Origin of the sequence: Pseudomonas sp. 14A (genome assembly GCF_018132745.1) — a bacterium.
Classification (GTDB): Bacteria; Pseudomonadota; Gammaproteobacteria; order Pseudomonadales; family Pseudomonadaceae; genus Aquipseudomonas; species Aquipseudomonas mercuritolerans.
The window spans coordinates 76,471-88,524 of the sequence record NZ_JAGRQJ010000014.1 but is presented as its reverse complement, the minus strand read 5'-3'; the positions used below and the strand labels follow the sequence as shown (position 1 = coordinate 88,524).

12 protein-coding genes are annotated in these 12,054 nt (G+C 60.2%); 4 read left to right on the top strand and 8 right to left on the bottom strand.

Going from position 1 to position 12,054, the window contains the following annotated elements; translation table 11 throughout:
• Position 1: 1 nt before the first annotated feature.
• On the bottom strand, positions 2–1,237 hold the full coding sequence (locus PS14A_RS15050; RefSeq protein WP_024013347.1) for a 3-methyl-2-oxobutanoate dehydrogenase (2-methylpropanoyl-transferring) subunit alpha: 1,236 nt from the start codon (positions 1,235–1,237) through the stop codon (positions 2–4).
• Positions 1,238–1,421: 184 nt separating this feature from the next.
• Between PS14A_RS15050 and bkdR the strand changes: the two genes are divergently transcribed.
• Positions 1,422–1,910 (top strand): Bkd operon transcriptional regulator BkdR, encoded by a 489-nt coding sequence (gene bkdR, locus PS14A_RS15045; protein ID WP_039762201.1) that lies wholly within the window; start codon positions 1,422–1,424, stop codon positions 1,908–1,910.
• A 101-nt stretch (positions 1,911–2,011) separates the two neighbouring features.
• On the opposite strand, the gene PS14A_RS15040 is transcribed toward bkdR, so the two are convergent.
• A complete protein-coding gene (locus tag PS14A_RS15040; RefSeq protein WP_024013346.1) occupies positions 2,012–2,875 on the bottom strand; it encodes an MBL fold metallo-hydrolase in 864 nt (287 codons plus the stop codon).
• Between the two features lie 92 nt (positions 2,876–2,967).
• Between PS14A_RS15040 and PS14A_RS15035 the strand changes: the two genes are divergently transcribed.
• From PS14A_RS15035 to PS14A_RS15025, 3 genes are all read left to right on the top strand, one after another.
• Positions 2,968–3,309, top strand: a complete 342-nt coding sequence (locus tag PS14A_RS15035) for a metalloregulator ArsR/SmtB family transcription factor (RefSeq protein ID WP_133336678.1) — start codon at positions 2,968–2,970, stop codon at positions 3,307–3,309.
• A 166-nt stretch (positions 3,310–3,475) separates the two neighbouring features.
• Entirely contained in the window at positions 3,476–4,720 is a 1,245-nt protein-coding gene (locus PS14A_RS15030) for an FAD/NAD(P)-binding oxidoreductase (protein WP_212616617.1), read from the top strand.
• 10 nt (positions 4,721–4,730) lie between these two features.
• Positions 4,731–5,531 (top strand): sulfite exporter TauE/SafE family protein, encoded by an 801-nt coding sequence (locus PS14A_RS15025; protein WP_016775192.1) that lies wholly within the window; start codon positions 4,731–4,733, stop codon positions 5,529–5,531.
• Between the two features lie 86 nt (positions 5,532–5,617).
• Here the strand turns inward: PS14A_RS15025 and PS14A_RS15020 are convergent, their stop codons facing one another.
• The 6 genes from PS14A_RS15020 to PS14A_RS14995 form a co-directional block, all read right to left on the bottom strand.
• Positions 5,618–6,898, bottom strand: a complete 1,281-nt coding sequence (locus PS14A_RS15020) for a TRAP transporter large permease (RefSeq protein WP_016775191.1) — start codon at positions 6,896–6,898, stop codon at positions 5,618–5,620.
• On the bottom strand, positions 6,898–7,425 hold the full coding sequence (locus PS14A_RS15015; protein WP_212616616.1) for a TRAP transporter small permease: 528 nt from the start codon (positions 7,423–7,425) through the stop codon (positions 6,898–6,900). Before PS14A_RS15015 ends, PS14A_RS15020 begins: the two co-directional genes overlap by 1 nt.
• A gap of 75 nt (positions 7,426–7,500) precedes the next feature.
• Positions 7,501–8,475 (bottom strand): TRAP transporter substrate-binding protein, encoded by a 975-nt coding sequence (locus PS14A_RS15010; RefSeq protein ID WP_137214851.1) that lies wholly within the window; start codon positions 8,473–8,475, stop codon positions 7,501–7,503.
• A gap of 61 nt (positions 8,476–8,536) precedes the next feature.
• A complete protein-coding gene (locus PS14A_RS15005) occupies positions 8,537–9,430 on the bottom strand; it encodes an SMP-30/gluconolactonase/LRE family protein (protein ID WP_212616615.1) in 894 nt (297 codons plus the stop codon).
• A 43-nt stretch (positions 9,431–9,473) separates the two neighbouring features.
• Positions 9,474–10,298, bottom strand: coding sequence for an NAD(P)-dependent oxidoreductase (locus PS14A_RS15000; RefSeq protein ID WP_110645549.1), 825 nt, complete (start codon positions 10,296–10,298; stop codon positions 9,474–9,476).
• 272 nt (positions 10,299–10,570) lie between these two features.
• Positions 10,571–11,866: an OprD family porin gene (locus PS14A_RS14995; RefSeq protein ID WP_212616614.1), complete on the bottom strand. Its 1,296-nt coding sequence runs from the start codon at positions 11,864–11,866 to the stop codon at positions 10,571–10,573.
• Positions 11,867–12,054 lie beyond the last annotated feature (188 nt).

Sequence of the window (12,054 nt, the reverse complement as noted above, 5' to 3'; positions counted from 1 at the left end):
GTCAGATCCCCAACTGCTGACGCTGGCGCTTCAAGTGCTCCGGCATCTCTTTGTAGACGTCTTCGAACATGGTCGCGGCGCTTGGAATCTGCCCGCCGGCGAGGGTGCCGTACTGTTCGGCCTGTTTCTGCGCGGCAATCACTTCGGCTTCAAGTTCAGCGCTGACGGCGCTGTGCTCTTCCTCCGACCAGTGACCGACTTTGATCAGGTGCTGTTTCAGACGCGCGATCGGATCGCCGAGCGGGAAGTGGCTCCAGTCATCGGCAGGGCGGTATTTCGATGGATCGTCGGAGGTCGAGTGCGGGCCGGCGCGGTAGGTGACCCATTCGATCATGGTCGGGCCGAGGTTGCGCCGGGCGCGTTCGGCAGCCCAGGCAGAGGCGGCGTAGACCGCGTAGAAATCGTTGCCATCGACACGCAGCGAGGCGATGCCGCAACCGACGCCGCGTCCGGCGAAAGTCGTGGCTTCACCGCCGGCGATGGCCTGGAAGGTGGAAATCGCCCACTGGTTGTTGACCACGTTGAGGATCACCGGCGCCCGATAAACGTGAGCGAAGGTGAGGGCGGTGTGGAAGTCCGATTCGGCGGTGGCGCCGTCACCGATCCACGCCGAGGCGATTTTCGTATCGCCCTTGATCGCCGAGGCCATGCCCCAGCCAACGCCCTGAATGAACTGGGTGGCGAGGTTGCCTGAGATGGTGAAGAAACCGGCGTCCTTGACCGAGTACATGATCGGCAACTGGCGGCCCTTGAGTGGATCGCGCTCGTTGGACAGCAGTTGGCAGATCAGGTCGACCAGCGGCACATCGCGGGCCATCAGGATGCTTTGCTGGCGGTAGGTCGGGAAGCACATGTCGTCGATGTTCAGCGCCAACGCCTGGGCGCTGCCGATGGCTTCTTCGCCAAGGCTCTGCATGTAGAACGACATCTTTTTCTGCCGCTGGGCGACGACCATGCGGTTGTCGTAGATGCGCGTCTTGAGCATCGCGCGCATGCCTTTGCGCAGTATCTCGACCGGCACGTTTTCGGCCCACGGGCCCAACGCATTGCCTTGGTCGTCGAGCACGCGAATCAGGCCACGGGCGAGGTCGGCGGTGTCGGCAGGTTCTACATCAACAGGAGGTTTGCGCACCGTACCGGCATCGGTCAGATGCAGGTAGGAAAAGTCGGTTTTGCAGCCGGGACGGCCCGAGGGTTCAGGGACGTGCAGGCGCAGCGGTTCATACGCTTGGGTCATGGCTTCTACGCTCGATCTTGTGAATTTCTTGTAGTGAGCTGGCAGTCATTCCGGGATGAGGAAATCTTGTCCTACAACAATCATAGGCGTGGCCAAGAAGAATATTTCTCTGTGTTTCGTTGCGCTGGCGACCATTTGCAGATAGAAATTCTGCATAAACATAAAAAACAGGTGGTTTTGTCTCATGCGCAAACTGGACCGTACCGATATCGGCATTCTCAACAGCCTTCAGGAGAACGCGCGCATCACCAACGCCGACCTCGCTCGTTCGGTGAATTTGTCACCGACGCCTTGCTTCAACCGGGTCAAGGCCATGGAGGAATTGGGCCTGATTCGCGAGCAGGTCACGCTGCTGGATGCCGATCTGCTGGGGCTGCACGTGAACGTGTTCATTCACGTCAGCCTGGAAAAACAGGTAGAGGAGGCGTTGCAGCATTTCGAGGAAGCGATTTCTGATCGGCCTGAGGTGATGGAGTGCTATCTGATGGCGGGTGATCCGGATTATCTGATTCGCGTGCTGGTGCCGAGCATTCAGTCGCTGGAACGCTTCATGATGGATTTTCTGACCAAGGTGCCGGGGGTGGCGAACATTCGCTCGAGCTTTGCGCTCAAGCAGGTGCGCTACAAGACTGCGTTGCCGCTACCTGCGAACGGTTTGACGTTGGGCACGTGAAGATCAAAAGATCGCAGCCTGCGGCAGCTCCTACAGTTGCACCGCATTCCAAATGTAGGAGCTGCCGAAGGCTCGGGCCGCGATCGGACGATCTTTTGACGTTAAAGCTTGTTAAGCGGGATCTTCAGATAAACCACGCCATTGTCCTCAGGCGCCGGCATGTTCCCCGCCCGTACATTCACCTGAATCGCCGGCAGCAGCAACGTCGGCATGCCTAACCCAGCGTCACGTGTCGTGCGCATTTCGACGAACGCCGCTTCATCGATCCCGTCATGCACATGAATATTGCTTTTGCGCTGTTCGCCAACAGTGGTCTGGCACTGTGAGGCGCGGCCCTCGGGCGGGTAATCGTGGCAGACGTAAAGCTTCACGCTGGCCGGAAACGCCAGCAGCTTCTGGATCGACTTGAACAATTGCTGCGCATTACCTCCAGGGAAATCACAGCGCGCGGTGCCAACGTCCGGCATGAACAGCGTGTCACCCACCAGGATCTGCTCGCCGTCGATCAGGTACGCCATGTCCGCTGGCGTATGGCCGGGGACGTGCAGGGCGGTGGCCTTGAGATTGCCGATCATGAACGACTCGTTCGGCGCGAACAGGTGATCGAACTGCGAGCCATCGACGCAAAATTCCGGCTCCAGATTGAACAGCGCCTTGAACACATTCTGCACTTTGCTGATCGATTCGCCGATGGCGATCTTGCCGCCCAGTTCCCGACGCAGGTACGGCGCAGCGGAGAGGTGATCGGCGTGGGCGTGGGTTTCCAGCAGCCATTGCACTTGCAGCCGGTGCGCACGCACGAAAGCGATGATCTTGTCCGCCTGCGCGGTGCCGGTGCGCCCGGCAGCGCCGTCGTAATCGAGCACCGGGTCGACGATCGCGCACTGGCCGCCGTCGGCTTCATAGACCACGTAGCTGTAGGTCGAGGAGGCGGGGTCGAGGAACGCTTCAATCTGGGCGGACATGGCAGAAACCTGTGCTGAGGAATTTCGAGTTGCAACAGTTTATGTAAAAACATAATGTTCGCAGCTTAAGTGACCTTCAAGGCCTCGTGCAAATGCAATCCAGTCTGACCGAATGTGAAGTCGCCCAACTGCGCGCCTCGGCGTCCAAAGCCTGCGCCTTGCTCAAAGCCTTGGCCAATGAGGATCGCCTGTTGATCCTCTGTCAACTGACCCAGGGCGAACGCAACGTCGGCGAGCTGGAAAAAATCACCGGCGTACGCCAGCCGACGCTGTCCCAACAACTGGGCATCTTGCGCGATGAAGGCCTGGTCGCGACCCGCCGCGAAGGCAAATACATTTTCTACGGCCTGGCCAGTCACGAAGTGATTCAGGTGATGAAAACCCTCTCGGGGCTCTATTGCGGAGCGGTACTCAAGAGCTGGGAACAGCCATAAATGCCAGCCCTCACAAACATCTCCTGTGGGAGCGAGCCTGCTCGCGAAGGCGGCATGTCAGCCGACGAATAGTTGACTGAGCCACCGCTTTCGCGAGCAGGCTCGCTCCCACATTGTTTGTTGTGGTGGACCAAAAAATCCTTGCGTGCAGCAAAAGGAACAAGCAATGAACGATCAACACTGGGGCCCATCCATCAGTGCCGACATCGTGGTCATCGGCGGCGGCACGGCCGGCATCGGTTTTGCCGCCAGCCTGCTCAAGCGTGACCCGCAGCTCAAAGTCACCGTGATCGAACCGAGTTCACAGCACTACTATCAACCGGCGTGGACGCTGGTCGGCGGTGGTGCGTTTGATGTGAAAGACACCGTCAGGCCGATGAGCAAAGTCATGCCGCGTCAGGCGACCTGGATTCAGGCCAGTGTCAGCGCCATCGACCCGCAAAGCCGCCAACTCACCCTCGACGACCGACGCACCGTCAGCTATCAGAACCTGGTCGTCTGCCCCGGCCTGCGCCTGGCCTGGGAGAAAATCGAAGGCTTGCAGGAAAGCCTCGGCCAGCACGGCGTCACCTCCAACTACAGCTATCAGCACGCCCAGTACACCTGGGATCAAGTGCGGAAACTGCGCGATGGCCGGGCGCTGTTCACCCAACCAGCGATGCCGATCAAATGTGCCGGCGCGCCGCAGAAGGCCCTGTACCTGTCTTGCGATTACTGGCGCAAATCCGCCGTGCTGAAAGACATCAATGTCGAATTCAATCTCGCTGGCGCTGCGCTGTTTGGCGTGCCGACCTTCGTGCCGCCGTTGATGAAGTACATCGAACAGTACGGCGCGCAACTGGCGTTCAACTCGAATCTGGTCAAGGTCGACGGCCCGGCGAAAACCGCCTGGTTTGAAGTCAAGGACGCCGACGGCAATGTCAGCCGGATCGCGAAAACCTTCGATCTGCTGCACGTCGTGCCGCCACAAGTCGCGCCGGATTTCATCGCACAGAGTGCGCTGGCCGATGCCGGCGGTTGGTGCGAAGTCGATCCACACAGCTTGCAGCATCCGCGTTATCCCGAGGTGTTCGCACTGGGCGATATCTGCGGCACCAGCAATGCGAAAACTGCGGCGGCGGTGCGCAAGCAGGTTGTCGTCGTTGCGCAGAACCTCCTGGCCGCGCGCAAGCATCAACCGCTGCCGCTCAAATACGACGGCTACGGCTCGTGCCCGCTGACGGTGGAGAAGGGCAAGGTGATCCTCGCCGAGTTCGGCTATGGCGGCAAACTGCTGCCGACTTTCCCGCTGGACCCGACCGTGCCAAGGCGTTCGGCATGGTGGCTGAAAGCGACGCTGCTGCCGTGGTTCTACTGGCACGGCATGCTCAAGGGCCGCGAGTGGCTGACGCGTCTGTCCAGGGTCGACTGAGAAAACCCCTATGTTGCTGGCAAGTCTGTTTGGCGTGGTGATGGGGTTGGTCCTCGGCCTGACCGGCGCGGGCGGCGGGATTCTCGCGGTGCCGGCGCTGGTGCTCGGGCTCGGCTGGACGATGACGCAAGCGGCGCCGGTGGCCTTGTTTGCGGTCGGCAGCGCGGCGGCGGTCGGGGCTATCGATGGTTTGCGCCATGGTCTGGTGCGTTACCGCGCGGCGCTGTTGATCGCGGCACTGGGTGCGGTGTTTTCGCCGCTGGGGATCTACTTCGCGCATCAGTTGCCGGAAAAGATTCTGATGATGCTGTTTAGCCTGCTGATGGTTCTGGTCGCCTGGCGAATGTTCAGAAAGGAGCGTCAGCAAGCCGGGCCGAGCGATCACGGTCACGCCAGTTGGGGGCAGAAAAACTGCATGCTCAACGAGCAGACCGGGCGCTTCGACTGGACCGCCAAATGCACCGCCACCCTGGCTGCACTGGGAGCGGTTACTGGCGTGGTTTCGGGTTTACTGGGCGTCGGCGGCGGCTTTCTGATTGTGCCGGCGTTCAAGCAACTGACCGATGTGCAGATGCGCGGCATCGTTGCGACGTCGTTGATGGTTATCAGTCTGATTTCCGCGATCGGGGTGATCGGCGCGTTTCATGCGGGGGTGCGTATCGACAGCCAGGGTGGGGCGTTCATTGTCGCCAGCATCGTTGGCATGCTCATCGGTCGCAGGCTGTGCGCGCAGGTGCCGGCGCGGGCGTTGCAGGTGGGGTTTGCCAGTGTCTGTCTGGTGGTGGCGGGGTACATGTTGTTGCGGGCTTGACGATCAGAAGATCGCAGCCTCGTTGCACTCGACAGCTCCTACAGGGGGAATGCGATTCCTGTAGGAGCTGCGATCTTTTCAGACGGTTACAACACCAGGTGCGGCAGCCACAGCGAAATCGCCGGAACGTAGGTCACCAGCAGCAGCACCAGGAACAGCACGCCATAGAACGGCAGCAGCGCTTTTACGGTGCTTTCGATACTGACCTTGCCCACCGCCGAGCCGACGAAGAGCACGGCCCCCACGGGCGGTGTTATCAATCCGATCCCCAGGTTCACCAGCATGATCATGCCGAACTGCACCGGATCGACACCGATGCCCATGATCACTGGCATCAGGATCGGCGTCAGGATCAGGATCAGCGGCGCCATGTCCATCACCGTGCCGAGCAACAGCAGCATGACGTTGATGCACATCAGGATCACGTAGCGGTTGTCCGACAGGGTCAGGAACAGCGTGGTGATTTTCGCCGGGATCTGCATCAGGGTCATGATGTAGCCGAAGCTGGCGGCGAAACCGATCAGGATCATCACGATGGAGATGGTGCGCACCGTGCGGTGCATCAGCTTGGGCAACTCGCTCCATTTGTAATCGCGGTAGATGAACATGGTCACGAAGAATGACCACAGCACCGCGATGGCCGCCGATTCAGTGGCGGTGAAAATCCCCGAGAGAATGCCGCCGAGGATGATCACCATCGCCATCATGCCCCACAGGGCTTCGCCGACGATCTTCAGCGCCTGGCGCATCGGAATCACTTCGCCCTTGGGGTAGTTGCGCTTTTTCGCGAAGATCAGGCACAGCACCATCAGGCAGGCGCTCATCAGCAGGCCCGGGACGATGCCGGCCATGAACAGCGAAGCGATCGACACCGTACCGCCAGCGGCCAGCGAGTAGAGCACTGAGTTATGACTTGGCGGGGTCAGCAGGGCTTGCACCGAACCGCTGACGGTCACAGCGGTAGAGAAGTCGCGCGGATAACCCTTGCGCTCCATCTCCGGAATCAGCACCGAACCCACCGACGCGGTGTCGGCCACTGACGAACCGGAGATCGCGCCGAAGAACGTCGAGGCAACGATGTTGACCAGCGACAGACCACCACGGACGAAACCTACCAGCACCCCGGCACATGCCACCAAACGCCGGGACATGCCGCCCTCGGCCATGATCGCGCCGGCGAGGACGAAGAACGGAATGGCCAGCAGCGAGAATTTGTTCACCCCCGAGGCGACCTGGATCATTACCGCCTGGAATGGAATGTCGATCCACCAAGCGCCGATCAGCGCAGCGGCGCCCAACGCGTAAGCGACCGGCATGCCGATCAGAATCAATACGATAAAACTGCCCAGCAGAATCAGAGCGTCCATTAAGCGGCACCTTCACTTTCTTCAACCAGGTCGAACTGCACGACCCGACGTTTGCTCTGGTCACCGAGCAAGAGTTTTTCCACGACAAAAATCAGCGTCAGCAAGCCGCCCAGGGGGATCGGCAAGTAGGTCACGCCAACGCGCAGATCGGGCAGGGCGGCCATGAACTGGTTCCAGGTGGACATGCACAGCTTGGTGCCCCAGATGGTCATGAAGATGCAGATGGCCGCCATCAGCAGTTGCGAAAAAATCGCCGCTGCGGATTTCAGCTGCGGTGGCATGCGGTCGGTGAGCATGGCCACGGCCATGTGCGCACCGGCGCGGTAACTGGCGGCGGCGCCGATGAAGGTGAACACCATCATCAGCAGGATCGCCGTCGGCTCTGGCCAGCTGGAGCCGGTGCCGAGCACGTAGCGGGCGAAGACGCCCCAGGGAATCATCAGGGAAATCGCCAGGACGGAGAGGCCGGCGACCCAGATGCACGTCATGTAGATCTTGTCGTTGATACGCAGCAGCAGATTCTTCATCGGGTTCCACCGTAACCGGGCGCGCCTGAACCGCTGGCGCGCCGGGCCTTTTTCATGAGTACAGAGCGGGAGGCGTTACTGAACAGCTTCGATTTTCTTGATCAGGTCGGCGTACTTCGCGCCGTACTTTTCCCGCACCGGTGCGGTGGCGTCGTAGAAGGGTTTTTTGTCAACGGTGATGAACTCGACGCCGGCGGCCTTGAGTTTTTCTTCGCTGGCAGCGGACTTCTTGTCCCACAACACGCGTTCTTCAGCCTGGGCAGCCTTGGCCGCGGTTTTGACCATCTTCTGTTGATCCGGAGTGAGTTTTTCCCAGGTGATTTTCGACATCACGATCGGCTCTGGCAGGATCAGGTGACCGGTCAGGCTGTAGAACTTGGCGTTCTGGAAGTGGTTGTGTTCGAGCAGGGTCGGCGGGTTGTTTTCCGCGCCGTCGATCACGCCGGTCTGCAGGGCGCTGAAGATTTCCCCGGTGTCCATGGCGATGCCGTTACCGCCCATGGCGTTCATCATGTCGATGAACATCGGATTGCCTTGTACGCGGATCTTCATGCCCTTGAGGTCTTCGAGCTTGCGCACCGGTTTCTTGGTGTAGATGTTGCGCGTGCCGCCGTCCATCCACGCCAGCGCCACCAGGCCGAATTCGGAGTTGGTGATCTTGTCGAGAATCTCATCGCCAACCGGACCGTCGATGACGTTACGCATGTGTTGCTGGTCGCGGAAGATGAACGGCATGTTGAACACGTTCACATCCGGCACCACAGGGCCGACGATCCCCAGGCTGACGCGGGACAACTGCACTGCGCCGACCTGCATCTGCTCGATGACTTCCTTCTCGGAGCCAAGCACACCGCCCGGGAAGTATTGGAAGGTCAGTTCGCCGTTGGTTTCCTTGGTCAGGGTGTCGCCCATGGATTTTTCAGCCACCACGGTTGGATAACCGGCGGGGTGAATGTCGGCAAATTTGAGTTTCATTTCCGCCTGAGCGGCACCGGCAAAGGTGAACATCAGCGGGAGTGCAGCGGCGAGCAAGGTGCGTTTGAAGTTCATGGGGGGTGAGTCTCCAGTCTTGTTATTTTTGTGTTCAAGGCGCAGCGGTGCAGCAGAGGGTCTAAAGCAAATCGTTGAATTGCGGTTCGGCGAGGCCTTTGACGCCTGGCTTCAGGGCGAACACGCCGCCGGCCAGCGATTGCGGGTCGTGGTCATCGCCGGGGCGAATCGAGGCGACAAACAAGGTGTCCAGGTTGCTGCCGCCGAAAGCGCACATGGTCGGTTTCTTCACCGGTACTTCCAGCGAGAAATCCAGTCGGCCATCCGGGGCGAAGCGGTGAATCAGGCCGGCGTCGTTGGCGCAGATCCAGTAGCAGCCTTCGGCATCAACGGCAGCGCCATCGGGGCGGCCGGGGAAATGATTCATGTCGACGAAGATTCGGCGATTCGATGGCGTGCCGGTCTCGGTGTCGTAATCGAAGGCCCAGATCAGTTGCACATCGGGGTGCGAATCCGACAGGTACATGGTCTTGCCGTCAGGGCTGAAAGCGAGGCCGTTGGGCACGATGAAGCCATCCAGCTGCGCTTCGATCACGCCCGTCTGCCCGGCGCCGTAGCGATAGAGTCGGCCTTCGGGCGCGTTCAGGCCCATGTTGAGCACCATGCTGCCCGCCCAGAAACGCCCTTGGCGATCACAGCGACCGTCGTTGAGGCGCATGTCCGCGCGGCTGTGCTCGACAGTCGCAAGCAATTCACTGTCGAGGCTGCCGTCGCTGTGCGGGTGCAGGCGAAAGAAACCGCTTTCCATGCCGGCGACCCAGCCGCCACTGTGGTGGCGGGTGATGCAGGCGAGCATTTCCGGGGCCTTCCACGAGGCAACATGCCCGCTGTCAGCGTTCCAGCGTTGCAGCCCACCGTTGGGAATATCGACCCAGTACAGGGCGTTTTCCTGCGGCACCCAGACCGGGCTTTCACCGACCGCGTTGCGGGCGTCGACGATCAATTCGGCTTGCATACTCATTCCCATGGTTTTTATTAAAGGGGATCAAGTCGAACGGTCAGTCGCCGAACGGGCCTGCTGCGACGAAAGCGCCGCCCTGATAGATCCGCGCCGGATCATCGTCGGCTGGCATCGGTTGCGCTTCGACCTTGTCGCGGAACACTTCCGAGGTGTCCTTGGCTTCGAAACCGAGGTGGCTGGCGTAGCGGTTGTCCCACCAGACGTCTTTGTTGGCGGACATGCCGTAGACCACGGTGTGGCCGACATTCGGCGTGTACAGCGAGCGTTCGAGCAGTTGCGTGAGATCGTCGAAGCTCAGCCAGGTGTGCATCATCCGGCGGTTCTGCGGTTCGGGGAACGAGGAGCCGATGCGGATGCTGACGGTTTCGATGCCGTAGCGATCGAAGTAGAAACTGGCCATGTCCTCGCCGTAGGACTTGGACAAGCCGTAGTAACCATCGGGACGACGCGCCGAAGTGGCGTCGAGCTGTTGGTCCTGTTTGTAGAAACCGATGACGTGGTTGGAGCTGGCGAAGATCACCCGCTTCACACCGTGCTTGCGCGCCGCTTCGTAAATGTGGAACACGCCGCTGATGTTGGCACCGAGGATTTCTTCGAACGGGCGCTCGACCGAAACGCCGCCGAAATGCAGGATCGCATCGACCCCTTCGACCAGTTGATGCACGGCTTGCTTGTCGGCGAGGTCGCAGAGCACGACTTCTTCGTGGTCATCGACGGCCGGGGCGAGGGCGGCGATGTCGGACAGGCGCAGCACATTGGCGTAAGGGCGCAGGCGTTCGCGCAGGACTTTGCCCAGGCCGCCGGCGGCACCGGTCAGCAGCAGGCGGTTGAAAGGAGCGCGGGGGGTAGAGGTAGACGTCATGGCAATCCCTGAACACATTGTTATTAGGTTTGTTGTAGGTTGTCGTATGACTGCGCTGAAGTATCGGTAGGGTTTCCGGATCTTGTCAACGCGACTTTTGGTGTAGATGACGGAAGGGGCGGTTCATTTTCTCAACACCCTATACCTGACTTGCAATGCAATTCCCGTGTGGGAGCGAGCCTGCTCGCGAATGCGATGTGCCAGTCAGAACAAGTCGACTGGTCCGGCGCTTTCGCGAGCAGGCTCGCTCCCACAGGTGAAACCACCAACCGTTACAACAACGAAATCGGATAGCTGATAAAGATCCGGTTCTCGTCAAATTCGTTGGTGCTGAAGTCCCGGCGAATGGTCGCGTTGCGCCATTTCACGTTGAGGTTCTTCAGCGGGCCGCTCTGCACGGTGTAGGCCAGTTCCGATTCGCGGCCCCACTCCTTGCCGTCATTGGTGTTGGCGGTGTGCACGTTATCGCCGCTGATGTAGCGGTTCATCAGGGTCAGACCAGGCACGCCCAGGGCAACGAAGTTGTAGTCGTGACGCACCTGCCAGGAGCGCTCTTTGGCGTTGTCATAACTGGCGTTGTAACTGTCGTTGGCCAGGGTGCCGCCGCTGGTGCCGTTGACGCGCATCCAGGCATCGTCGCCGGTGAGTTTCTGCAGGCCGACATAGAAGGTGTTGCCACCGTACTTGGCCGAGAGCAGGGCGAACGCGGTCTTGTTGTCGAGGTCGCCGGCCTGAGCGCTGCCGTCTTCCTTGCCGGTGAAAAAACCGAGGTTGGCGCCCAGCGTCCAGTCGCCCATCGGCTGGCTGTGGCTGAGGTTGAAATACTGCTGCTGGTAGATGTCGGTGAGCTCGGCGTACCACACGCCGACCATCGTGCGTTTTTCGTTGAAGCTGTATTCGCCGCCGCCGAAGTTGAAGCGATCGGAGGTGAATGCACCGCGGCCGTTCATCGACATGTCTTCCATGCTCGCGTCGTTGCGCGGGCTGTTGCCACGGAACTGGCCGCCGTAGACGGTCAGGCCGTTGATTTCAGTGGACGTGATCTGGCCGCCGCGAAAGGTCTGCGGCAGGGAGCGGCCATCGTCAGAGCGCAGGATCGGCAGCACCGGCATCCATTCACCGACTTTCAGTTCGGTCTTCGAGACTTTGGCTTTCAGCGCCACGCCGAGACGGCCGAAGTTGTCGGCCGGGCGACCGTCATCATGGATCGGCAATAGTTGCGTGCCGCCCGTGCCTTTGCCGCCATCGAGCTTCTGCGAGTACATGCCAAGGATGTCGAGGCCGAAGCCGACGGTGCCCTGGGTGAAGCCGGATTTGGCGTCGAGAATGAAGTTCTGCGTCCATTCTTCAGCCTTGCCCTGCGGATTGGCCGGGTTGACGAAGTTGCGGTTGAAGTAGGCGTTCCGCAGGTTCAGCGTGGCTTTGCTGTCGTCAAGAAAGCCTTCGGCATCGGCGCTCATCGGCAGGGCCAGAGCGAGGCTGCTGCAACCGATCAGGCTCAGGGTCGAACGCGGTTTGAAATGGGCAAAACGTGAAGGGCGGACGGAATTGCGGGCGAGTGGGCTCACTGTGACGCTCCCTGGATCGTTTGTTGTTTTTATTATTTGTCATACGTCGTCGTACAACATCGATGCGGATATTTCCCAGATTTACGGGGATTGTCAACTGGAAGTTATACGATGACCTCCCATGCGACGCCGAACCCATGTGGGAGCGAGCCTGCTCGCGAATGCGGACTTTCATTCAATGAAGTTGT

Bases quoted from the DNA above. Each gene is read 5' to 3' on its own strand.
- PS14A_RS15015 (WP_212616616.1), bottom strand. From the start codon at position 7,425: ATGAAGAATCTGCTGCTGCGTATCAACGACAAGATCTACATGACGTGC.
- PS14A_RS15005 (WP_212616615.1), bottom strand. From the start codon at position 9,430: ATGCAAGCCGAATTGATCGTCGACGCCCGCAACGCGGTCGGTGAAAGC.
- PS14A_RS15030 (WP_212616617.1), top strand. From the start codon at position 3,476: ATGAACGATCAACACTGGGGCCCATCCATCAGTGCCGACATCGTGGTC.
- PS14A_RS15010 (WP_137214851.1), bottom strand. From the start codon at position 8,475: ATGAACTTCAAACGCACCTTGCTCGCCGCTGCACTCCCGCTGATGTTC.
- PS14A_RS15040 (WP_024013346.1), bottom strand. From the start codon at position 2,875: ATGTCCGCCCAGATTGAAGCGTTCCTCGACCCCGCCTCCTCGACCTAC.
- bkdR (WP_039762201.1), top strand. From the start codon at position 1,422: ATGCGCAAACTGGACCGTACCGATATCGGCATTCTCAACAGCCTTCAG.
- PS14A_RS15025 (WP_016775192.1), top strand. From the start codon at position 4,731: ATGTTGCTGGCAAGTCTGTTTGGCGTGGTGATGGGGTTGGTCCTCGGC.
- PS14A_RS15020 (WP_016775191.1), bottom strand. From the start codon at position 6,898: ATGGACGCTCTGATTCTGCTGGGCAGTTTTATCGTATTGATTCTGATC.
- PS14A_RS15035 (WP_133336678.1), top strand. From the start codon at position 2,968: ATGCAATCCAGTCTGACCGAATGTGAAGTCGCCCAACTGCGCGCCTCG.
- PS14A_RS15050 (WP_024013347.1), bottom strand. From the start codon at position 1,237: ATGACCCAAGCGTATGAACCGCTGCGCCTGCACGTCCCTGAACCCTCG.
- PS14A_RS15000 (WP_110645549.1), bottom strand. From the start codon at position 10,298: ATGACGTCTACCTCTACCCCCCGCGCTCCTTTCAACCGCCTGCTGCTG.